The sequence below is a fragment of the Bradyrhizobium monzae genome (assembly GCF_021458635.1).
Classification (GTDB): domain Bacteria; phylum Pseudomonadota; class Alphaproteobacteria; order Rhizobiales; family Xanthobacteraceae; genus Bradyrhizobium.
The window spans coordinates 248720-268843 of record NZ_JAIRDQ010000008.1; the positions used below are offsets into that span (position 1 = coordinate 248720).

20 protein-coding genes are annotated in these 20124 nt (G+C 64.7%); 12 read left to right on the forward strand and 8 right to left on the reverse strand.

The annotated features are described in order from the left end of the window. Position 1: 1 nt before the first annotated feature. Genes trpC through K3F49_RS27370 form a run of 3 tightly spaced genes read right to left on the reverse strand, consistent with a single transcriptional unit; the run spans position 2 to position 3757 of the window. Positions 2 to 823 carry an indole-3-glycerol phosphate synthase TrpC gene (gene trpC, locus K3F49_RS27360; RefSeq protein WP_234684011.1) on the reverse strand — a complete coding sequence of 274 codons (822 nt, stop codon included), beginning with the start codon at positions 821 to 823 and terminating at the stop codon, positions 2 to 4. 7 nt (positions 824 to 830) lie between these two features. Next, complete coding sequence (gene trpD, locus K3F49_RS27365) at positions 831 to 1844, reverse strand: anthranilate phosphoribosyltransferase (RefSeq protein ID WP_234684012.1); 1014 nt, start codon at positions 1842 to 1844, stop codon at positions 831 to 833. A 14-nt stretch (positions 1845 to 1858) separates the two neighbouring features. Beyond that, on the reverse strand, positions 1859 to 3757 hold the full coding sequence (locus K3F49_RS27370; protein ID WP_234684013.1) for a SurA N-terminal domain-containing protein: 1899 nt from the start codon (positions 3755 to 3757) through the stop codon (positions 1859 to 1861). A 222-nt stretch (positions 3758 to 3979) separates the two neighbouring features. On the opposite strand from K3F49_RS27370, the gene tpiA reads away from it, so the two are divergent. The 3 genes from tpiA to K3F49_RS27385 all read left to right on the forward strand — a co-directional run bounded on the left by tpiA (position 3980) and on the right by K3F49_RS27385 (position 7096). After that, a complete protein-coding gene (gene tpiA / locus K3F49_RS27375; RefSeq protein ID WP_234684014.1) occupies positions 3980 to 4738 on the forward strand; it encodes a triose-phosphate isomerase in 759 nt (252 codons plus the stop codon). A 170-nt stretch (positions 4739 to 4908) separates the two neighbouring features. Next, a complete protein-coding gene (secG, locus tag K3F49_RS27380) occupies positions 4909 to 5298 on the forward strand; it encodes a preprotein translocase subunit SecG (protein WP_148753720.1) in 390 nt (129 codons plus the stop codon). Positions 5299 to 5464: 166 nt separating this feature from the next. Beyond that, a complete protein-coding gene (locus K3F49_RS27385; RefSeq protein ID WP_234684015.1) occupies positions 5465 to 7096 on the forward strand; it encodes a CTP synthase in 1632 nt (543 codons plus the stop codon). Here K3F49_RS27385 and K3F49_RS27390 read toward each other — a convergent pair. The 3 genes from K3F49_RS27390 to K3F49_RS27400 form a co-directional block, all read right to left on the reverse strand. Then, a complete protein-coding gene (locus K3F49_RS27390; RefSeq protein WP_234684016.1) occupies positions 7093 to 7728 on the reverse strand; it encodes a class I SAM-dependent methyltransferase in 636 nt (211 codons plus the stop codon). The genes K3F49_RS27385 and K3F49_RS27390 overlap by 4 nt on opposite strands. A gap of 111 nt (positions 7729 to 7839) precedes the next feature. Continuing rightward, entirely contained in the window at positions 7840 to 9216 is a 1377-nt protein-coding gene (locus K3F49_RS27395; RefSeq protein WP_234684017.1) for a sensor histidine kinase, read from the reverse strand. Then, the gene (locus K3F49_RS27400) at positions 9213 to 9887 is read right to left on the reverse strand and encodes a response regulator transcription factor (RefSeq protein WP_234684018.1); all 675 of its coding nucleotides are present in this window, start codon (positions 9885 to 9887) and stop codon (positions 9213 to 9215) included. Before K3F49_RS27400 ends, K3F49_RS27395 begins: the two co-directional genes overlap by 4 nt. Positions 9888 to 10059: 172 nt before the next feature. Between K3F49_RS27400 and K3F49_RS27405 the strand changes: the two genes are divergently transcribed. The 4 genes from K3F49_RS27405 (at position 10060) to K3F49_RS27420 (ending at position 13262) form a co-directional block, all read left to right on the forward strand. Then, positions 10060 to 10386, forward strand: coding sequence for an NIPSNAP family protein (locus K3F49_RS27405; protein WP_234684019.1), 327 nt, complete (start codon positions 10060 to 10062; stop codon positions 10384 to 10386). A 127-nt stretch (positions 10387 to 10513) separates the two neighbouring features. Continuing rightward, complete coding sequence (gene kdsA, locus K3F49_RS27410; RefSeq protein WP_234684020.1) at positions 10514 to 11365, forward strand: 3-deoxy-8-phosphooctulonate synthase; 852 nt, start codon at positions 10514 to 10516, stop codon at positions 11363 to 11365. Then, the gene (locus tag K3F49_RS27415) at positions 11365 to 12576 is read left to right on the forward strand and encodes an MFS transporter (RefSeq protein ID WP_234684021.1); all 1212 of its coding nucleotides are present in this window, start codon (positions 11365 to 11367) and stop codon (positions 12574 to 12576) included. The genes kdsA and K3F49_RS27415 overlap by 1 nt, the downstream gene beginning before the upstream one ends. A gap of 233 nt (positions 12577 to 12809) precedes the next feature. Further along, a complete protein-coding gene (locus K3F49_RS27420) occupies positions 12810 to 13262 on the forward strand; it encodes a universal stress protein (RefSeq protein WP_234684022.1) in 453 nt (150 codons plus the stop codon). Here K3F49_RS27420 and K3F49_RS27425 read toward each other — a convergent pair whose 3' ends face one another. Both K3F49_RS27425 and queF read right to left on the reverse strand, forming a co-directional pair. Next, positions 13263 to 14066, reverse strand: a complete 804-nt coding sequence (locus K3F49_RS27425) for a substrate-binding domain-containing protein (RefSeq protein ID WP_452101126.1) — start codon at positions 14064 to 14066, stop codon at positions 13263 to 13265. 16 nt (positions 14067 to 14082) lie between these two features. Beyond that, positions 14083 to 14559, reverse strand: coding sequence for a preQ(1) synthase (queF, locus tag K3F49_RS27430; RefSeq protein WP_234684024.1), 477 nt, complete (start codon positions 14557 to 14559; stop codon positions 14083 to 14085). A gap of 126 nt (positions 14560 to 14685) precedes the next feature. Between queF and eno the strand changes: the two genes are divergently transcribed. The 5 genes from eno (at position 14686) to K3F49_RS27455 (ending at position 20008) form a co-directional block, all read left to right on the forward strand. Continuing rightward, the gene (gene eno / locus K3F49_RS27435) at positions 14686 to 15969 is read left to right on the forward strand and encodes a phosphopyruvate hydratase (protein WP_234684025.1); all 1284 of its coding nucleotides are present in this window, start codon (positions 14686 to 14688) and stop codon (positions 15967 to 15969) included. A gap of 34 nt (positions 15970 to 16003) precedes the next feature. Then, the gene (locus tag K3F49_RS27440) at positions 16004 to 17143 is read left to right on the forward strand and encodes a zinc-binding dehydrogenase (protein WP_234684026.1); all 1140 of its coding nucleotides are present in this window, start codon (positions 16004 to 16006) and stop codon (positions 17141 to 17143) included. 363 nt (positions 17144 to 17506) lie between these two features. Next, complete coding sequence (locus K3F49_RS27445) at positions 17507 to 18058, forward strand: NADPH-dependent FMN reductase (protein ID WP_234684027.1); 552 nt, start codon at positions 17507 to 17509, stop codon at positions 18056 to 18058. Positions 18059 to 18221: 163 nt separating this feature from the next. Further along, the gene (locus K3F49_RS27450) at positions 18222 to 18539 is read left to right on the forward strand and encodes an FtsB family cell division protein (protein WP_148753737.1); all 318 of its coding nucleotides are present in this window, start codon (positions 18222 to 18224) and stop codon (positions 18537 to 18539) included. 95 nt (positions 18540 to 18634) lie between these two features. Next, a complete protein-coding gene (locus K3F49_RS27455; protein ID WP_234684028.1) occupies positions 18635 to 20008 on the forward strand; it encodes a glycerophosphodiester phosphodiesterase family protein in 1374 nt (457 codons plus the stop codon). Positions 20009 to 20124: the final 116 nt, after the last annotated feature.

Below are 20124 nucleotides of genomic sequence, written 5' to 3' on the forward strand. Positions count from 1 at the left end.
ATCAGCGCGTGCCCGTGGCGCGGGCGTTGGTCTCGCGCGCGAGCAGCGTGCGCGTCGCCGCGGTGACGTCGGCCTGCCGCATCAGGCTCTCGCCGACCAGGAAGGTCGACATGCCCACGCGCTCGAGCCGGGTGAGGTCGGCCGGCGTGAAGATGCCGCTCTCGCCGACCATCAGCCGCTCCGCAGGAATCAGCGGCGCCAGCGTCTCGCTGGTCGCAAGCGTGGTCTCGAAGGTGCGCAGATTGCGGTTGTTGACCCCGATCATCGGCGAGCGCAGCTTCAGAGCCCGGTCGAGCTCGGCGCGATCGTGGATCTCGATCAGCACGTCCATGCCATGGGCAATTGCTGTGTCTTCGAGGTCCTTGGCCGTGGCGTTATCGAGCGCGGCCATGATGATGAGAATGCAGTCGGCGCCATGAGCACGCGCCTCGACGACCTGATAGGTGTCGAACAGAAAATCCTTGCGCAGCACCGGCAGCGAGGTCGCCGCGCGCGCGGCCGCCATGAAGTCGAGATGGCCCTGGAACGAGGGCGTGTCGGTCAGCACCGACAGGCAAGCCGCGCCGCCCGCCTCATAGGCCCTGGCGAGCACGGGCGGATCGAAATCCGCGCGGATCAGCCCCTTGGACGGCGAGGCCTTCTTCACCTCGGCGATCAGCGCATAGTCGCCATTGGTGTGCTTCGCCCTGATCGCGCGCACGAAGCCGCGCGGTGCGCCTTGCGCCTTGGCCTTGGCCTCCATTGCCGCGAGCGGCTGCGCGCGCTTGGCCGCGGCGATCTCCTCGCGCTTGTAGGCCTCGATCTTGGTCAGGATATCAGACATGACTCGCTCAGCTGTTCGAGACCGCGATCAGATGCTTCAGCCGCGCGTTCGCCGCGCCGCTGTCGAGCGATTTCGCACCGATCGCGACGCCCTCCTTGAGGTCCTTGGCGCGGCCGGCGACGATGAGCGCGGCGGCGGCGTTCATCAACGCGACGTCGCGATACGGGCTCGGCTTGCCGTCGAGCACGCTTTGCAGCGCGATCGCATTGGCGTCTGCATCGCCGCCCTTGAGCGCGCCGGGCTCGCAGCGCGACAGGCCGGCGTCTTCGGGCGTCACCTCGAAATTCCGGATCTCGCCATTGTGGAGCGCGCAGACGAAGGTCGGGCCGGTGAGGGTGATCTCGTCCAGTCCGTCGGAGCCGTGCACCACCCACGCGGATTCGGAGCCGAGATTCTTCAGCACCTGCGCCAGCGGCTGCACCCATTGCCGCGAGAACACGCCGACCATCTGCCGCTTCACACCGGCCGGATTGGACAGCGGTCCGAGCAGATTGAAGATCGTGCGGGTCGCGAGCTCGACCCGGGTCGGGCCGACGTTCTTCATCGCGGGATGATGAGCCGGCGCGAACATGAAGCCGATGCCGCATTCGCGCACGCAGCGCCCGACCTGTTCGGGCTTGAGGTCGATCTTCACGCCGAGCGAGGCCAGCACGTCGGCGGCGCCCGAGCGCGATGACAGCGCGCGGTTGCCATGCTTGGCGACCGGCAGGCCGGTGCCCGAAACGATGAACGACGCGCAGGTCGAGACGTTGACCGAACCGGAGCCGTCGCCGCCGGTGCCGACAATGTCGACGGCGTCGGCAGGCGCATCGACCGTGAGCATCTTCGAGCGCATCGCCGCGACCGCGCCTGTGATCTCGTCCACGGTCTCGCCGCGCACACGCAGCGCCATCAGCAGGCCGCCCATCTGCGAGGGCGTGGCCTCGCCGGACATCACGGCGTCGAAGGCGGAAGCGGCCTCGTCACGCGACAGGCTGGCGCCGGTCGCCACTTTTCCAATAATCGATTTCAGGTCGTCCATCGCGTGCTTTCAACTCACTGGTTCGCGCCGGTCACCTGCGCGAAGGCGGCCTGATTAATGCTGGTTCCGATGTCGTTCTGAAGCTTGTTGACGTAGGACGCGACCTGCTCGTCGGTCAGCGACCGGTCGATGCCGTCCTTGAGCTTCTTGACGGCGTCGGAGGCGGTGTCGGCTGCAGGATCGACGATGTCGGTGACGCGATAGACGATGACTTCGCTGCCGCCGGTCACGGGCGCCTGTCCGACGCCGTCCTTGGCGGTGCGGAAGGCGGCCGCAACGATGTTCGCGGGCACGCCGGCAGGCGTGTCGTCTCGCTTGAAGCCGCTGGCGGTCTCGACCTTGGCGTTGATCGCAGCCGCCTCGTCGGCGAGCTTGGCGCCCTGCTCGAGCTTCTGCACCATCTCGGTCGCCTTCGCCTTCAGCTTGGTGGCGATCTGGTCCTGGCGCCAGCGCGCCTCGACCTGGTCGCGAACCTCGTCGAGGCTGCGGTCGCGCGACGGCGTGATGGCGACCACGTCGTACCAGACATAGCCGCCCTTGAACGAGATCGGGTCGTTGTCGACGCCGACGTCGCTGTTGAAGGCCTGCGACACCACATCGAGGCCCTGCGGAATGTTGGCGACGGTCTGCCCGTTCGGCGCGCGGCCCGAGCGGTCGACGGCATCGATGGTCACGGCGGTGAGGCCGAGCTTCTGCGCGGCATCGGCGACGCTGGTGCCGGCACCCCGCTCGTCTTCCATCTTGTCGCGGAGTTCGCTCACCTTGACGCGCGCACGCTCGGCCGCGATCTGGCGCTTCACGTCGCCGGCAAACTTCGCGTAGTCGGCCTCGGCGCCCGGCTCGATCTTTTCGACCTTGACGATCGAGACGCCGAGACGGCCCTGGATCGGCTGGCTGATCTCGCCTGCGGGAAGCGCGAAGGCGGCATCGCCGACGACGGGTTCGAGCGCGGATTTGGCCACGAGTCCGAGATCGACGTCGGTGGCACTCAGTCCGCGCTCCTTGCCGAGGTCCTCGAAGGAGAGTCCGCCGGCCAGACGCTCGCGCGCGGCCTGCGCATCGGCGACGTTCGGGAACACGATCTGCTGGATCTGGCGCTTCTCCGGTGTGGAGAGCTGGTCCTTGCGCTGTTCGAACAGCTTCTTCGCGTCGTCATCGGAGACGTCGCTCCACTTGGCGATCTCCTCAGGCGAGATCACAGCGAAGACGATCTTGCGATATTCGGGCGCGCGGAATTGGACCTTGTGATCCTCGAAATAGGCGGCGAGCGCCTCGGGGGAGGGCGGGTCGATCTGGCCTGCCTGCGCGGTGTCGAGCCTGACGAATTCAATGGCGCGCTGCTCATTCTGGAAGCGCGTCGCCACGTCGAGCATGGCTTTCGGCGGCTCGAGGCCGGCACCAATCGTGCCGGTGATCTGCCGGCGCAGCGCCACTTTGCGCTGCTCGGCGACGTAGCGCTGCTCGGTGTAGCCGAAATTGCGGATCAGGCTCTGGAAGCGGTTCGCGTCGAATTTGCCGTCGACGCCCTTGAAGTTCGGATCGTTCATGATGAGCTCGCGGATCTGGTCGTCGGACTGACCGAGCCCGAGCCGGCGCGCGTTTTCATCGAGGGCGGCTTCCGCAATCGTCTGTTGGAGCACCTGGCGGTCGAGGCCGAACGCGCGCGCCTGCTCCGGCGTCAGTGGGCGGCCGAACTGGCGGCCGATCTGCTGGAGGCGGTCGGTGTAGATCTGGCGGAACTCGTTCAGCGAAATCTCGGTGTGGCCGACCTTGGCCACCGTGGACTGTCCGAAGCCGCGGAAGATGTCGGCAATACCCCAAACGCCGAAGCTGATGATCAATACGCCCATCACGACGGCCATAATGGTCTTGCCGACCCAGTTTGATGAGGCCTTGCGCATTCCTCGAAGCATTTGGTCCAACTTGTCTGAAAGGAGGGGAACGGGAGCGCGTCTTAATGCAGATTCAGCAAAAGCGCCTCACCAAATTGATATGCCATCATAAAGTGGTGGCTTTCCCCCCGCAACCTCAGGTCAGGCCGCGCTTCGAAGCTGCGGTTAAAAGCCCCTGGTCTCTGGAACTGCAGCAGGTCCTCTGCTAGCGCATGCGCAAACCTCATTTTGCTGGACATTGACATGACCGATGCCATCCGACCGCTGATCGCCGGCAACTGGAAAATGAACGGCCTGAAGGCCGCAGCCGCCGAATTCGACGCCATGCTCAATGGTGCGGCAGAGGTGGCCGGCAAGGCCGATCTTCTGGTCTGCCCGCCGGCGACCCTGATCGCGGCCTTTGCCGACAAGGCGCGCGGCAAGAAGGTCGCCGTAGGGGCCCAGGATTGCCATCCCAAGGCCTCCGGCGCCCATACGGGCGATATCGCGGCTGAAATGCTGGCCGATGCGGGTGCGACCGCCGTCATCGTCGGCCATTCCGAGCGCCGCGCCGACCACGGCGAGGGCGATGCGCTGATCCGGCAGAAGGCGGAAGCCGCCTGGCGAGCCGGGGTGATTGCGATCGTCTGCATCGGCGAGACGCAGGTCCAGCGCGATGCCGGCCAGACCCTGGACATCCTCCGGGGCCAGCTCAACGGCTCGCTCCCGGACGGCTCCACGGCGGCCAATCTGGTCGTGGCCTATGAGCCGGTCTGGGCGATCGGCACGGGACTCACCCCCACGGCCCAGGATGTCGAGCAGATTCATGGCTTTATCCGGGAACTCCTGACCTCCCGGTTCAAGGCGGATGGGGCGGCGATGCGGATCCTCTATGGCGGCTCCGTCAAGCCGTCGAACGCGGCTGAGCTGATGGCGGTGAAGAACGTCAACGGCGCGCTGGTCGGCGGCGCCAGCCTGAAAGCGGCCGATTTCCTTGCGATCGCCCAAGGTTGCCCCAACTAAAAGGCTGTCCTAACTAAGGGCTGCCCCTGGCCAAGGGGAAAGCGTGGCCGTGGCCGATCGGGGGGTGGCAATGCCCCTTCCGATCGTGTAACACCGCGCAACTTCAGGAAAACCCGCGAAGCGCGATCGGCCGCCGTCTCGGCGCTGTCGGCTTGTGACGGAAGGATACTATGCAGACTGTTGTCATCGTCATCCACCTCATGATTGTTGCTGTCATGATCGGTGCCGTGCTGCTCCAGAAGTCGGAAGGCGGCGGCCTCGGCATGGGCGGAGGCGCGGGCTTCATGTCGAGCCGCGGCACCGCGAATCTGTTGTCGCGCACCACCGCGGTCCTCGCCGCCGGCTTCTTCCTGACCAGTCTGTTCCTGTCCTGGTACGCCGGTTACAACCGTGCGCCGTCCTCGATCATCGGCCAGCCGGCATCGCAGACCCAGCCGGCCGGCGGTGGACCGATCACCCCGCCGACCTCGGGCGGTATTCTGGATACGCTGAAGAAGGCGGACGAGCAGCAGCAGGCCCCGGCAGCGCCGAGCGGCCCGCAGGTGCCTCGTTCGCAATAAAGCAGGGGGGCCATGCAGGGCGGAGGCTACCGTCCCGCATCAACAGCCCCCATCAAGGCTCTGTCACCACTCTTAGTTTTGGCTCACCCACAGGCCCGCAGATTCTTTGGGGCGGAATACGAATCGCTTTGGCGAATCGGATTCGAGGGATTAGAGGTTAGGTCCCATGGCGCGGTACATATTCATCACCGGCGGCGTGGTTTCTTCGCTCGGCAAGGGTTTGGCTTCAGCGGCACTCGGTGCCCTGCTGCAGGCCCGGGGCTACAAGGTCCGCCTCCGCAAGCTCGATCCCTATCTCAATCTCGATCCCGGAACGATGTCGCCGTATCAGCACGGCGAAGTATTCGTGACCGATGACGGCGCGGAGACCGATCTCGATCTCGGTCACTACGAGCGCTTCACCGGCAGGCCTGCGACGAAGCAGGACAACATCACGACGGGGCGCATCTACCAGGACATCATCTCGAAGGAACGCCGCGGCGATTATCTCGGCGCGACCATCCAGGTGGTGCCGCACGTCACCAACGCGATCAAGGAATTCGTCCTCTCCGGCAATGACGATTACGATTTCGTGCTGGTCGAGATCGGCGGCACCGTCGGCGACATCGAGGGCCTGCCGTTCTTCGAGGCGATCCGCCAGCTCAAGAACGAGCTGCCGCGCGATCACGCCATCTACATTCACCTCACGCTGCTGCCGTACATCCCGAGTGCGGGCGAACTGAAGACGAAGCCGACGCAGCACTCGGTGAAGGAGCTGCGTTCGATCGGCATTCAGCCGGACATCCTGCTCTGCCGCACCGATCGCGAGATCCCGAAGGAAGAGCGGCGCAAGCTGGGGCTGTTTTGTAACGTGCGCGAAAGCGCCGTCATCGAAGCGCGCGACGCCGACAGCATCTATGCGGTGCCCGAAGCCTATCACGCGGCGGGCCTGGACGACGAAGTGCTCGCCGCCTTCGGCATCGGATCGCGGATTCCGCCGGTGCTGCAGAGCTGGCAGAAGATCAACGAGCGTATCCGCAACCCCGAGGGCGATGTCACCATCGCCATCGTCGGCAAATACACCGGCATGAAGGATGCGTATAAGTCGCTGATCGAGGCGCTCTCGCACGGCGGCATCGCCAACAAGGTGAAGGTCAATCTCGACTGGATCGAGAGTGAGATCTTCGAGAAGGAAGATCCGGCGCCGTTCCTCGAGCACGTCAACGGCATTCTGGTGCCGGGCGGCTTCGGCCAACGCGGCGCGGAAGGCAAGATTCGCGCGGCGCAGTTCGCGCGCGAGCGCGACGTGCCGTATTTCGGCATCTGCTTCGGCATGCAGATGGCTGTCATCGAGGCGGCGCGAAACCTCGTCGGCATCGAGGAGGCGAACTCCACCGAGTTCGGTCCGACCAAGGAGCCGCTCGTCGGCCTGATGACGGAATGGCTGCGCGGCAACGAGCTCGAGAAGCGCTCGCAGGCCGGCGATCTCGGCGGCACGATGCGGCTTGGCGCTTATCCCGCCGCGCTCAATCGCGGCAGCCGCGTCTCGCGGGTCTATGGCGGCGCGACCGAGATTTCGGAACGCCACCGCCATCGCTACGAGGTCAACACCGCCTACAAGGACCGCCTCGAGCAGCACGGCCTGAAATTCTCCGGCCTCTCGCCCGATGGCGTGCTGCCGGAGATCGTCGAGTACGAGGATCACCCCTGGTTCATCGGCGTCCAGTTCCACCCCGAGCTGAAGTCGCGGCCGTTCGAGCCGCACCCGCTGTTCGCCTCGTTCATCCAGGCGGCGATGGTGCAGAGCCGGTTGGTCTAGCAATTCGCTTCCGCTGCGACCGGCGGTGAAATTCCCAGCGCAACCGATCCTGCAATCAGCGTCATTTGCGGCCGCCGCGTCAGCTTGTAGACGGCGGCCGGCGGCACGTTCAGGAAGGCGCGATCCACCAGCGTTGCGCGCAGGCCGAGACGGTCGAGCACCGGCCGCGGAATTGGGCAGCTCATGCCGTAGGTGAACTGGTAGAAGGCGCCGCCGGGGCGGACATAGCTGAACGCGCCACCGAGGATCGAGACGACCTTGCGCGTCGACATGTTCAGCAGCGGCAGGCCGCTTACGACCGCGCCGACGGGCGCACCGTCATAGAGTCGCTCCGTCGCGAGCCGCGCCGCGTCCATCCACAGCACGCGCGTGCCCGGAAAGCGCATTTGCAAGAGCTTCATGAAGTCCGAGCCGTATTCGATCAGTGTGAGATCTTGTGGCCTGACGCCGCGCTTCAAGAGCTTGTAGGTGAAGGCGCCGGTGCCGGGACCGAGCTCGAGGATCGGGCCGGTCTTCTCGGTGATCTCGCGCGTGATGAGGTCGGCGAGCGCCGCGCCCGACGGCGCAATGGCGCCGACCCGACGCGGCGAAGACATCCAGGACAGGAAGAAGGACAGGAAATCGTTGGGCATGCGCACTCCGGCATCTCGATGGCGCCTCTTGGGATCAGAGGTGAGGCGGATGCATTGTCGCGGGAGCGGATTGCGACAGCATTGCGCGGTGAGCTGCGAACGCGGATTGAATCAAATCTGCGAGGTTGGCCGCAGCGTCATTCTGAAGCAGGTGCCACCGTCCGCGCCATCGGTGACAGAGACCTGCCCGCCATGCAGGAGCACGATCTCGCGGACCATGTTGAGGCCGAGGCCAGCGCCGCGATCGAGCGGGGTGAGCCGGTAGAACGGCTCGAAGATCTGCTCGCGTTGATCAGCGGGAATGCCGGCGCCTTCGTCGGTGACCTCGATGCAGGCAGGCTTGCTCACGCGAATGCCGATCGTACCGCGGCGAGGGCCGTGCTGGATCGCGTTCTGCACGAGATTGGTCAGCGCGCGCTCCAGCGCGGCTACGTCACCGATCGTCTCGATCGGCGTCGCGGGCGCATCGAGCTCCAGCTCGTAGCCTGCGGCGATCGCGAGCGGCGCGAGGTCGGCGGCCGCGCTTTGCGCCATCGCGACGAGGTCGACACGCGCTAGGGGATGACCGCAGCGGTCAAGCCGCTGGATGTCGAGCAATTGCTCGGCAAGCGTCGCCAACCGCGCGGCATCCTCCAGCAGTCGGGTCTTGTCCGGACCGGAGGGGAGCGATTCCAGTCGCGTGTTCAGGATCGCGATCGGCGTGCGCAACTCGTGCGCGGCATCCGCAACGAAGCGCTTGTGGCGGGCATAGCCCTGATCGAGCCGCGCCAGCGCGTCGTTGATCGCGGTGACCAGCGGCACGACCTCCAGCGGAATTCGTTCCACCGACAGCCGCGCACCGCGTTGATGGATGTCGATGCGGCGCGCCTGATCGGCGGTGGTATCCAATCCTCTGAAGGCGCGCCGCACGATCATCGGCGTCGCGACGAAGGTCGCTGTGCCCATCACCAGTAGGCCGGGCAGGGCGATGCCGAGAAATGCCAGCGAAGTCATCAACAGCGCCTTGGCGCCGGTCATTCGGCCTTGCGTCGCAGTGATGATCTGCACATTGCCGGCATCGGTGTCGACCCGCTTCAGCCGCGCTGCCGGCTTGCGCGGGTCGTCCTCGAACATCTGCCAGCCGAGCCGCGCCTGGCTGATCTGGTCGAGGCCGCCGCCGATCGCCGCGAATTCCGCCGGCACGGTGCCTTCGACCAGCGAATGTCCTTGCCGGTCACGGACCAGAAACCAGAGATCCGGTGTCTCCGCACGCAATTGCTTCAGGTTGGGCGTCGACCGCAGGGTCAGGTCGCCGTCCGCGTTACGCGCGAGCGCGTGCTGCACGACATCGATGACGCGATCCTCGTCGCGCTCCGCGAGCACGAATCCCGAGGCGCAGAGCGCACCGACGACGACGGCAACCAGGGCCAGCAACAGTGCGGCCTGGAGCGCAAGCAGGCGCCAGCTCAATCGCGAGCGCAGGCAATAGGGCTCGTCGTGCCTGCTCATGGCAGCTTCTTCAGGAGATAGCCGACGCCGCGAATGCCGTGGATCTCCACGCCGGCATTGGCGTCAGCGAGCTTGCGGCGCAGCCGCGAGATATGCGTGTCCAGCGCGTTCGACTGGATCTCGTCGTCGAAATTGTAGACAGCCTCTTCAAGCGCCGTACGCAGCACCGTGCGGCCCATCCGGCGGATCAAAGCTTCGAGCACCAGCAGTTCACGGCGCGGCAGTTCGAACGGCTGGCCGTCGATGCTGGCCTCGCGATGACCGAGGTCGAAGGCGAGGCGGCCGGCGCGGATGACGTCTGGAGACAGGCCCGCGGGCCGCCGCAACACGGCACGCAGTCGCGCCAATAGCTCCTCGACCGCGAACGGTTTGGCGAGATAATCGTCGGCGCCGCTATCGAGCCCGGCGATGCGGTCGGCGAGGTCGCCGCGCGCGGTCAGGACGATGATCGGCACGCCGTCGGCGCGGGCGCGAAGCTTCGGGATCAGGGCGAGGCCGTCCCCGTCGGGAAGCTGGCGGTCGAGCAGGACGGCGGCGTGAACGTCGGCGGAAATCGCTTCCTCCGCGTCTGCAAGCGTGGGGGCGTGATCCACCACCATGTCGTAGCGCCTGAGAGCGGACGAAAGCGCTGTGGCCATCTCCGCCTCATCCTCGACGAGCAAAATCCGCATGATCCGGCACCTCAACCGCATTAACCCCTTCTAGCGGCCCGATCATTGCGGCAGCATTGCGGGAAATGATCCAGCCATGCGCGAAACGCCGCGGGGGAGGCCGGGCAGGGCTCAAGACAGCATCAGGGCCGACCGCTATAACGTCCGCACCTGTTCAGGGAGGAAAACAACAATGATCTACGAAATGCGCGTCTATCGCTGCGTACCCGGCCGCCTGCCGGCGCTGCTGAAGCGGTTCGAGACTGCGACCCTGAAGCTGTGGGAGAAGCATGGCATCAAGCAGGCCGGGTTCTTCACCACGCTGATCGGTGAATCCAACCAGGAGCTGACCTATTTCCTGGCCTGGGAGTCGCTTGCTGATCGCGAGGCGAAGTGGGCCAAGTTCATGACCGATCCGGACTGGATGAAAGCGCGCGCCGAGAGCGAAGCGGACGGCCAGATCGTCGGCAACATCGTCAGCCAGCTGCTGACGCCGACTGCCTTCTCGTCGGTCAAGTAGCGGTTGTCTCGGCATGGCTTGCGACGAGGACCCCTCGCGCAACCCTGATATTCTGATAGCCCGGGCCGAATCGGGTTGATCGGCCCCTCATCACCGCTATGGTCGCGGCGAAACGAGGGTATTGGCCTTGAGCTCTTCATCATCTGCGGCCCCGGTCGTCAGCGTTGGCACGGTCAAATTCGGCAACAATTTGCCGATCTCGATCATTGCCGGGCCGTGCCAGCTCGAAAGCCGTCAACATGCGCTGGAGGTCGCCTCCGCGCTGAAGGAGATCGCCACGCGGCTGAAGATAGGCCTCGTCTACAAGACCTCCTTCGACAAAGCCAACCGCACCAGTGCCTCGGCGGAGCGCGGCCTCGGCTTGGCGCAGTCGCTGCCGATCTTTGCCGAGATCCGGTCATCGCTCGGTCTGCCCGTGCTGACCGACGTGCATGACGCCTCACAATGCGCCGAGGTCGCGCAGGCCGTCGACGTCCTGCAGATCCCGGCCTTCCTGTGCCGGCAGACTGATCTGCTGCTGGCTGCGGCCGCAACCGGCAAGGTCGTCAACGTCAAGAAGGGGCAATTCCTCGCGCCCTGGGACATGACGAATGTCGTCGCCAAGATCACCAGCGCTAACAATCCCAACGTGCTCGTCACCGAGCGCGGCGCCTCGTTCGGCTACAACACGCTGGTCTCCGACATGCGTTCGCTGCCGATCATGGCCCGCGCGACCGGTGCGCCGGTGATTTTCGACGCGACCCATTCGGTGCAGCAACCGGGCGGGAAGGGCGCTTCCTCTGGCGGCGAGCGCGAATTCGTGCCGGTGCTGGCGCGCGCGGCCGTGGCTGTCGGCGTCGCCGGCGTATTCATCGAAACCCATCCGGATCCGGATCATGCGCCGTCCGACGGGCCGAACATGGTGCCGCTGCATCAGTTCGAAGGACTGATCCGCACGCTGATGGCGTTCGATACGATCGCCAAGGGCCAAGCGCACTGATGCACGAGCCCGTGGCCAGGCCGTTGCCCGACCAGAAGTTTCCGCCTGCGATCAACATCATCGCGCTCGCGAGCTTCTCGGCGGCGTTGTCGACGCGGGCGCTCGACCCGGTGCTGCCGCATGTCGCGGAGGAATTTTCGATCAGCATCACGACCGCCGCGAGCATCGCGGCCGGCTATGCCCTGATCTACGCGCTGATCCAGCCGATCGTCGGCGCGGCCGCCGATTTGTTCGGCAAGGCGCGGCTGATGACGTTGTGCCTGGCGCTGCTCGGCGTCGCCTGCATTCTGGGTGCGCTCTCGACCTCCTTCTCGGGCCTGTTCGCGAGCCGCATGCTCGCGGGCATCGCCTCGGGGGGCGTGTTCCCGGTTGCGCTCGGCCTCACCGCCGACCTGGTGGCGCCGGCGAAGCGACAGGTGGCGATCGGGCGCACGCTGGCGGGTTCGATGACCGGCAATCTGCTCGGCGCGACCGCCTCGGGCATCATCGGCGATCTCGTCGGCTGGCGCGGCGTGCTCGTGATCATCGGCGCGCTCGGGCTGATCGCGGCCGTCGCGGTCGCGGCGGGCTTTCGCGGCGCAGCCCTGACGGCACCGCCGAAGAGCGATCTGAAGACGCTGCGGCAGGGCTATCGCACCATCCTCGCCAATCCCAACGCGCGCTATTGCTATTCGGCCGTGTTCGTCGAGGGCTGCTGCGTGTTCGGCCTGTTTCCCTTCATCGCCGCCTTGCTGTTCGATCTCGGCGAGACCTCGCTGTCGATCGCGGGCATCGTGATTGCGGGTTTCGCGGTTGGTGGGCTGTTCTATACGTTCACGGTCTCCCGCTTCCTGCCGCGGCTGGGCGTCAAGGGCATGATGATCGCAGGCGCGAGCCTCGTCGCCCTCCAACTCGCCGCGCTCTCCGTTGGTCCCGGCTGGAAGGTCCAATTCGCCATCATGCTGCTGATGGGCTGGGGCTTCTACATGATCCATGGCTGCCTGCAGGTGTTCGCCAGCGAGCTGTCGGTCGAGGCGCGGGCAACAGCGATGTCGCTGCACTCGTTCTTTTTCTTCATGGGTCAGACGGTCGGTCCGCTCGCCTACGGGTTCGGGCTTGCGCACACCGGGAAGGCGCCGACCCTGGTCGCGAGTGCCGTGCTGATGGTGCTGCTGGGCCTTGCCTGCGCCGCGCTGCTCAGGCCCCGGGCACCGTCCGACGCGCGCGCCTGAGGTCGGCGTGCGAGGCGGCGCTTTGCCGATCATGATTTCGCCAGCTACGTGCCGGGCCTCGACCGCAACGACGAGATCGGCCGCATGGCTGTAGCGTTGCAGGTGTTCAAGGACGCCATGATCAGCTTCGGGCCGAGATCTTGAAATTGAAATAAAAGCGGATAGACCGGGGGGGAGGATCGGGCCATAGTCTTGGGCATCACTTGCGGGGCAAGAAGCAAGGGAGCCAACGAATGTACGCCAATATCCTCATGAGCACCGATGGTTCGGATGTCGCGAGAAAAGGCGTCGAGCATGGAATTGCTCTGGCAAAAGCCTTGAATGCCAAGGCGACAATCGTCACCGTGACGGAAGCACTGCCGATCGATTTTGGCGGCGGACACGATTCGGGATGGATCCCGACGCAGGCAGAGATCGATAGTTTTGACGAAGCCTGCAGGCAGCGGGCCGGCAAAGTGCTCGACCAAGCTCGTGCCATGGCCGAGCGGAGCGGGGCGTCGGTGGAATTGTTACACGTTCCGAATGCGCACCCGGCCACCGCGATTGTCGAGACGGCGAAGTCCAGAGGCTGCGACTTGATCGTCATGTCCTCTCATGGGCGTCGCGGCCTCAGAAAACTGTTTCTGGGAAGTCAGACATCCGAGGTTCTCGTCAACGGAAGCGTTCCGGTCCTGGTCGTGCCATAGCTATTTCGCTCCGTCAGCCGGGATCGGCTCCATGCCGCTCGCGATGATCGCGTCGCGCGCCGCGGGGGAGGCGAGGAACTTGATCAAGGCGCGCCCGGCCTCTTGCTCTTTCGAGACGGTCGCGATGCCGGCCGAGAAGATCGTGATCTGCTGAATTTCCTTCGGCAGGGGCCCTACGATGTCGATGCCCTTCACGGGCTTCAATTCGCTGATCTGCTGGAATCCGAGCTCGGCCTCGCCATGCGCGACGATCTCGCCGACTGGAGTAGCCGGGATCTTGCGCGCCTTGTCCTTCATGGCCTCAGTGATGCCGAGCTTGTCGAACATCTCGGTCGAGACGTAGACGCCACTGGCACTGTCGGAATAGGCGATCGTCTTCGCCGCCAGCAGCGCGCGCTTGACCGCGTCGACCGAACTGATGTCCGGCTTCGGCGCGCCGGACTTCACGGCGACTCCGATCGGCGACCGCGTCAGGTCGACCTGGCTGCCGGCCACGACCTTGCCCTTGTTGACGAGATCCGTGAGCGCGTAGCCCACCATGATCAGCACGTCCGCCGGTTCACCGCGCTCGAGCCGGACCGGAATCGCATTGGTGGTGGTGCCCATCGACGGCCCGTAGGCGGTCAGCACCTTGTTGCCGGTGGCTTTCTCGAATTCCGGCACGAGCGCGTGATAGGCCGCCGTCAATCCGCCGGAGATCATCACCCGGACTTCGGCAGCGTGAGACGCGCCGGTGAACCACAGGACGCTGAGAAGGCCGACGGCAACGCCGCGGAATTTCGCAGATGCAGATATCGATGTCATCGTCATTGGCCTCCAACTAACCCCGGCCGCGATAGGGCGCGACGCCTTGCTCGGGGACCCACAGGCCCTTCGGCACGCGGCCGGTCTGCCAGAACACGTCGATCGGGATGCCGCCGCGCGGGTACCAATAACCGCCGATGCGCAAGAATTTCGGCTTGATCTCGGAAGCAATGCGCTTGCCGATCATCACGGTGCAATCCTCGTGGAAGGCGCCGTGGTTGCGGAAGCTTGCGATGTAGAGTTTGAGCGATTTCGACTCCAGCAGCCATTGGCCGGGCGCGTAGTCGATCATCAGATAGGCGAAATCGGGCTGGCCGGTCACCGGGCAGAGCGAGGTGAATTCCGGCACCGTGAAACGGACCAGATAATCGGTGCCGGCTTGCGGATTGGGTACGCGGTCGAGCTTGGCCTTCTCGGGCGCATCCGGCCATTCCACGGCGCGGCCGAGCTGCAAAGAAGGTGAGTTGTTCGATTTGCTAGGTTTTTTCGACATGAGGCCGCCTCCGAGCGGCCGTCTTAGCCAATCGTGGCGCGGCCGTCACCCGGCCTTTTCCGCTTCGATGCATTGCGGTAGAAGCACCGCCAACTGCCCCCTTTGTTTCCCCGGAAAGAGGCCCCCATGACCGCCATCATCGACATCATCGGACGCGAAATCCTCGATAGCCGCGGCAACCCCACCGTCGAGGTCGACGTCGTGCTGGAAGATGGCGCGCTCGGCCGCGCCGCGGTGCCCTCCGGCGCCTCCACCGGCGCCCATGAAGCGGTCGAGCTGCGCGACGGCGACAAGGCCCGCTATCTCGGCAAGGGCGTCACCAAGGCGGTCGGCGCCGTCAATGGCGAGATCTTTGAGGCCCTGAGCGGCCTCGATGTCGAGCAGCAGGCCCAGATCGACCAGATCATGATCGATCTCGACGGCACGCCGAACAAGAGCCGGCTCGGCGCCAACGCCATCCTCGGCGTGTCGCTCGCATGCGCCAAGGCGGCCGCGAACTCGCTCGACATGCCGCTCTATCGTTACGTCGGCGGTACCTCGGCGCGGCTGCTGCCGGTGCCGATGATGAACATCATCAATGGCGGCGTGCACGCCGACAACCCGATCGACTTCCAGGAATTCATGATCCTCCCGGTCGGCGCGTCCTCCTTCGCCGAGGGGCTGCGCTACGGCGCTGAAGTGTTCCACACGCTGAAGTCGGAGCTGAAGAAGGCCGGCCACAACACCAATGTCGGCGACGAGGGCGGCTTCGCCCCGAACCTGCCGTCGGCCGACGCTGCTCTGGAGTTCGTCATGAACGCGATCGGCAAGGCCGGCTACAAGGCGGGCAGCGACATCGTGATCGGCCTCGACTGCGCCTCGACCGAGTTCTTCAGGGACGGCAAGTACGTCTATGAAGGCGAGGGCAAGACCCGCACGATCTCCGAGCAGGCGAAGTATCTCGCCGACCTCGTCGGCCGCTATCCGATCGTCACCATCGAGGACGGCATGTCGGAAGACGACATGGACGGCTGGAAGGAGATCACCGATCTCATCGGCAACAAGTGCCAGCTCGTCGGCGACGACCTCTTCGTCACCAACGTCAAGCGCCTCGCCGAAGGCATCAAGGCCGGCCGCGCCAATTCGATCCTGATCAAGGTCAACCAGATCGGCACGCTGACCGAGACGCTCGCCGCCGTCGAGATGGCGCACAAGGCCGGCTACACCTCGGTGATGTCGCATCGTTCCGGCGAGACCGAGGATTCCACCATCGCCGACCTCGCGGTCGCCACCAATTGCGGTCAGATCAAGACCGGCTCCCTTGCACGTTCCGATCGCACCGCCAAATACAACCAGCTCCTCCGCATCGAGCAGCAGCTCGGCAAGCAGGCGCTCTATGGCGGCAAGGCGGCACTGAAGGCGCTGGCATAAGCCAGCGCTTGAACAAGCACAGGGGAGGATCGACATGAGCGACGGCAAGACCGGACTGCAACTGCGTTCGCTGATCAAGACAAGCGGAGAGCTCGAGATCCTGCTGCTGGACGTGGCGACCCCCGAGCCTGCGGACGACGAGGTCGTCGTCCGCATCGAGGCGGCGCCGATCAACCCGTCCGACCTCGGCCTGCTCGTCGGCGCCGCCGACATGAGCACGGCCAAGGCGTCCGGTACGAAAGAGGCGCCCGTCATCACTGCGAAGGTGCCTGACGGTGCGATGCGCGCCATGGGAGCGCGGCTCGACCAATCCCTGCCGGTCGGCAACGAGGGCGCCGGAATCGTCATCAAGACCGGCTCGTCGGATGCTGCGAAGGCGCTGATGGGCAAGACGGTCGCGATGATCGGCGGCGCGATGTACGCGCAGTACCGGACCCTGAAGGCGCGAGACTGCCAGCCGCTGCCCGAAGGCACGACGGCGGCGGAGGGCGCGTCCTGGTTCGTCAATCCGCTCACTGCGCTCGGCATGACCGAGACGATGCGGCGCGAGGGCCACAAGGCGCTAGTGCACACGGCGGCAGCCTCCAATCTCGGCCAGATGCTGAACAAGATCTGCATCAAGGACGGCATCGGGCTCGTCAACATCGTGCGCAGCAAGGAGCAGGCGGAGATCCTGAAGAAGATCGGCGCCAAGCACGTCGTCGATTCCAGCGCACCGAGCTTCCTCGACGATCTCACCAATGCGCTGGTTGAGACCGGCGCGACCATCGCCTTCGATGCCATCGGCGGCGGCAAGCTCGCCGGCGACATCCTCAACTGCATGGAAATCGCGATCAACAAGACCGCGAAGGAATACAGCCGTTACGGTTCCAACGTGCACAAGCAGGTCTATGTCTATGGCGCGCTAGATATCCGCCCGATCGAACTGCCGCGCGGCTTCGGCATGGCCTGGGGCGTCGGCGGCTGGCTCTTGACCCCGTTCCTGCAGAAGATCGGACCTGCCGATATCGGACGTCTGCGTCAGCGCGTCGTGAGCGAATTGAAGACGACGTTTGCCAGCCACTACACCAAGGTGGTGTCGCTGCAGGAGGCGCTCGATCCCGCCAACATCGCGGTGTACGCCAAACGCGCCACAGGCGAAAAATTCCTCATCAATCCGAATAAGCCTTCGTGATCTGCGAGGGCAGGTCAACCAAAACAGGTTTAGCCTTCTGAGCGAAGCGGGAGACAGGCCGCCTCTTGGCGGCCTGATTGTTTTGGACCGGCGGTTGGGTGTGCCCAAACAAAAAGGCCGAAAACAACCCCATGCACAGTAGGGGTCGCATGAGATTTTTTATTTCGGAGATACCGAATAAAAGTTGCTCCGTCGGGCAAAACAGGGGTATCGTGGCATAGTGGGCAGGCTCGACCATCTGCTTTCCAGAAACGCAGCGTTTCCAAACCGGACCGGTTCATGCACTTGCATCCATCGGGCGGGATGGCTTAAGTGCCGCCGGCACTTCCCCCAAGGTTTCAAGGACAACCCAAGGATAATCTGATGGCCTACAACATCGTCGTGATCGCCGGCAGCCTGCGCAAGGACAGCTTCTCGCTGAAGATCGCCAAGGCGCTTACAAAGCTCGCGCCGGCATCCCTCAAGCTCGAGGTCGTCACGCTCGAGGGTATCTCCTTCTTCAACCAGGACCTCGAGGGCGCACCGCCCGCCGACTGGCTGGCCTTCCGCGAGAAGTTGCAGAAGTCCGACGGCATCATCTTCGTCACGCCGGAATACAATCGCGCCATCCCGGGCGTGCTGAAGAACGCCATCGACGTCGCCTCGCGGCCCTATGGCAAGAGCTCGTTCAACGGCAAGCCGGTCGGCATCATCTCCAACTCGCCGGGCCCGCTCGGTGGCGTCAGCGCCGCCAAGACGCTGCAGAACATCCTGCCGGGCATTGCGGGCCCGATCCTGCAGCAGCCCGAGATCTACCTGAACGCCGTCGGCGACGCTTTTGATGCCGAGGGCAATCTGGTCAAGGAGTCGCTCAAGCCCGTGCTCCAGGCCTATGTGGACGCCTTCGCGGCGCACGTGGCGAAGCATCACGGCTGAGGCTCTCCGTCATGGCCGGGCTTGTCCCGGCCATCCACGTGTTGGCTGCGGTGACTAAGAACGTGGATGCCCGGGACAAGCCCGGGCATGACGCGTGGAGATAGGGTGCCTGGGGCAGGGGCGGTTAGCACTCCCTTAACCAAGCTGGCCCATCATTGCCAAAATGGTCTCCCGCGCGCGCCTCAAATCGGTCCTGACCGGCCTTGCCCTCTATGCGATGGCGGCCGCCATTGTCGGCTATTTCGGGGTCAACGCCTATACCGGCAAGTATGGCCTCAATGCCCGCCAGGAGCTCGACCAGGAGATCATCGCGCTGACCAGCGAGCTCGCCCAGCTCAAGCGCGAGCGCGCCCGGAGCGAGCAGCGCGTGTCGCTCTTGCGCACCGAGAAGATCGACCCCGACATGCTGGACGAGCGGGCCCGGTTCCAGCTCGACTATGTCAATCCGCACGATCTCGTTCGGATGATCCCGCAGAACTGAATCCTCCGCCTGCCACCGTCATCTGCCTGTCAGAGTCTTGAGACAAGACGGCAAGCCCCGGCATTGATGCGATGCCGTGAAGATGGAGGCTTGGCATGATGAACAATCGTTGCCGACGGACACTGCGTGTTGCGATGCTGTTCAGCGCGGCGTCCCTGCCGCTGTCGATGGCGTGCGCACAAACGGCCGCGCCGGCCGGTGCCAAGAGTTTCCTGACCGTCGACGGAAAGGCGCCGCTGATCCTCGGCCATCGCGGCGTGCCTGGCCTCGTGCCCGAAGAGACCGAGGCCTCGTACGACCTCGCCGCGGCGCTCGGGACCGACGCGCTTGAAGAGGACCTGCACCTCACCAAGGACTGCGTGCTGGTCGCGCGTCACAACCCCTGGCTCGCGGACAACACCAACGTGGCCCAGGTGGCGAAGACCAATGCGGCGGTCGCGGCCCGCAAGCGCACGGTGCCCGGCGTGCGCGTCAAGGCGCCGGCTGCCGCTGGCACGCCCGTCGACTACCTCGTCGATCTCACCGATCCGGCCGATCCCAAATCGGTGCTGAAGTCACTGATCGTCGACGGTGAGGATCACACCAACGACTGGTCGATCACCGATTTCACCATGGCCGAGCTGAAGGAGTGGATCGGCGGCACCACCTATGATGCGGCCAACGAACGGCCGAAGGTGTTCAACGGCAAATTCGCAGTCATGAGCTTCCAGGACATCCTCGACATCGCCAAGACCAAGAGCAAGGAGAGCGGGCGGACCATCCTGGTCTACCCGGAAACCAAGAACCCGACCTGGAATAACGCTCAGGCCATCGCCAATGGCTGCGGTGCGCCCGGCAGCCATCCGCTCGAGGATGCCCTGATCAAGATCATCAAGGACAACGGCCTCAACACCAAGGACGCGCCGATCCTGGTCCAGAGTTTCGAGCCCGGCAGCCTGAAATATATGCGCAGCCATGGCCTCGAGACGCGGCAGGTCCAGCTCGTCGACGGCAACGGCATCGACCTCAGGAACGGCAAGGTCCTGCTCAACAACATCACCAATTCCCGTCCGTTCGACTGGACGGTGGCGGGCGATGCGCGCCTGTACGATGCGATGCTGACCCCTGCGGGCCTCGCCGAGATCAAGACCTATGCCGACGGCATCGGTCCGTGGAAGGCTTATATCGTTCCACTGAAGATCGCGCAGTGGAAGGATACCAATGCCGACGGCACGCCCTACAAGGGCTCGACGCCTGAGGCTTCGACGCAGGATGCAACGAACCTGATTGCCAACGCGCATAAGCTCGGCCTGTTCGTGCACGTCTTCACGTTCCGCAACGAGAAGAAATATCTGGCCGCCGACTATCACGCCGATCCGGCCCAGGAATATCTCAAATTCTTCCGTCTCGGCGTCGATGGGGTCTTCACCGATTTCACGCATACCGGCGTTGCCGCCCGCGCAGCGTATCTGCGTGAGCTTGGCTGGTGAGGTGAGCGTCGCGTGAGCCAAATGTTGCCTGATCAAGCCTAAAGGTTTTGCAAAGTTTCGGCCACGTTGCAGTGCGGCATAATGAAAGTCGTGCCATGCCGCTGCGGTGCTTTCGC

Excerpts from the sequence above, each read along its gene's own strand:
- K3F49_RS27405 (WP_234684019.1), top strand. The coding sequence starts at position 10,060 with ATGATCTACGAAATGCGCGTCTATCGCTGCGTACCCGGCCGCCTGCCG.
- K3F49_RS27370 (WP_234684013.1), bottom strand. The coding sequence starts at position 3,757 with ATGCTTCGAGGAATGCGCAAGGCCTCATCAAACTGGGTCGGCAAGACC.
- K3F49_RS27440 (WP_234684026.1), top strand. The coding sequence starts at position 16,004 with ATGAGCGACGGCAAGACCGGACTGCAACTGCGTTCGCTGATCAAGACA.
- K3F49_RS27395 (WP_234684017.1), bottom strand. The coding sequence starts at position 9,216 with ATGAGCAGGCACGACGAGCCCTATTGCCTGCGCTCGCGATTGAGCTGG.
- K3F49_RS27445 (WP_234684027.1), top strand. The coding sequence starts at position 17,507 with ATGGCCTACAACATCGTCGTGATCGCCGGCAGCCTGCGCAAGGACAGC.
- K3F49_RS27400 (WP_234684018.1), bottom strand. The coding sequence starts at position 9,887 with ATGCGGATTTTGCTCGTCGAGGATGAGGCGGAGATGGCCACAGCGCTT.
- queF (WP_234684024.1), bottom strand. The coding sequence starts at position 14,559 with ATGTCGAAAAAACCTAGCAAATCGAACAACTCACCTTCTTTGCAGCTC.
- K3F49_RS27420 (WP_234684022.1), top strand. The coding sequence starts at position 12,810 with ATGTACGCCAATATCCTCATGAGCACCGATGGTTCGGATGTCGCGAGA.
- K3F49_RS27450 (WP_148753737.1), top strand. The coding sequence starts at position 18,222 with ATGGTCTCCCGCGCGCGCCTCAAATCGGTCCTGACCGGCCTTGCCCTC.
- trpC (WP_234684011.1), bottom strand. The coding sequence starts at position 823 with ATGTCTGATATCCTGACCAAGATCGAGGCCTACAAGCGCGAGGAGATC.
- K3F49_RS27390 (WP_234684016.1), bottom strand. The coding sequence starts at position 7,728 with ATGCCCAACGATTTCCTGTCCTTCTTCCTGTCCTGGATGTCTTCGCCG.
- K3F49_RS27455 (WP_234684028.1), top strand. The coding sequence starts at position 18,635 with ATGATGAACAATCGTTGCCGACGGACACTGCGTGTTGCGATGCTGTTC.
- eno (WP_234684025.1), top strand. The coding sequence starts at position 14,686 with ATGACCGCCATCATCGACATCATCGGACGCGAAATCCTCGATAGCCGC.
- K3F49_RS27415 (WP_234684021.1), top strand. The coding sequence starts at position 11,365 with ATGCACGAGCCCGTGGCCAGGCCGTTGCCCGACCAGAAGTTTCCGCCT.
- tpiA (WP_234684014.1), top strand. The coding sequence starts at position 3,980 with ATGACCGATGCCATCCGACCGCTGATCGCCGGCAACTGGAAAATGAAC.
- K3F49_RS27425 (WP_452101126.1), bottom strand. The coding sequence starts at position 14,066 with ATGACATCGATATCTGCATCTGCGAAATTCCGCGGCGTTGCCGTCGGC.
- K3F49_RS27385 (WP_234684015.1), top strand. The coding sequence starts at position 5,465 with ATGGCGCGGTACATATTCATCACCGGCGGCGTGGTTTCTTCGCTCGGC.
- trpD (WP_234684012.1), bottom strand. The coding sequence starts at position 1,844 with ATGGACGACCTGAAATCGATTATTGGAAAAGTGGCGACCGGCGCCAGC.
- secG (WP_148753720.1), top strand. The coding sequence starts at position 4,909 with ATGCAGACTGTTGTCATCGTCATCCACCTCATGATTGTTGCTGTCATG.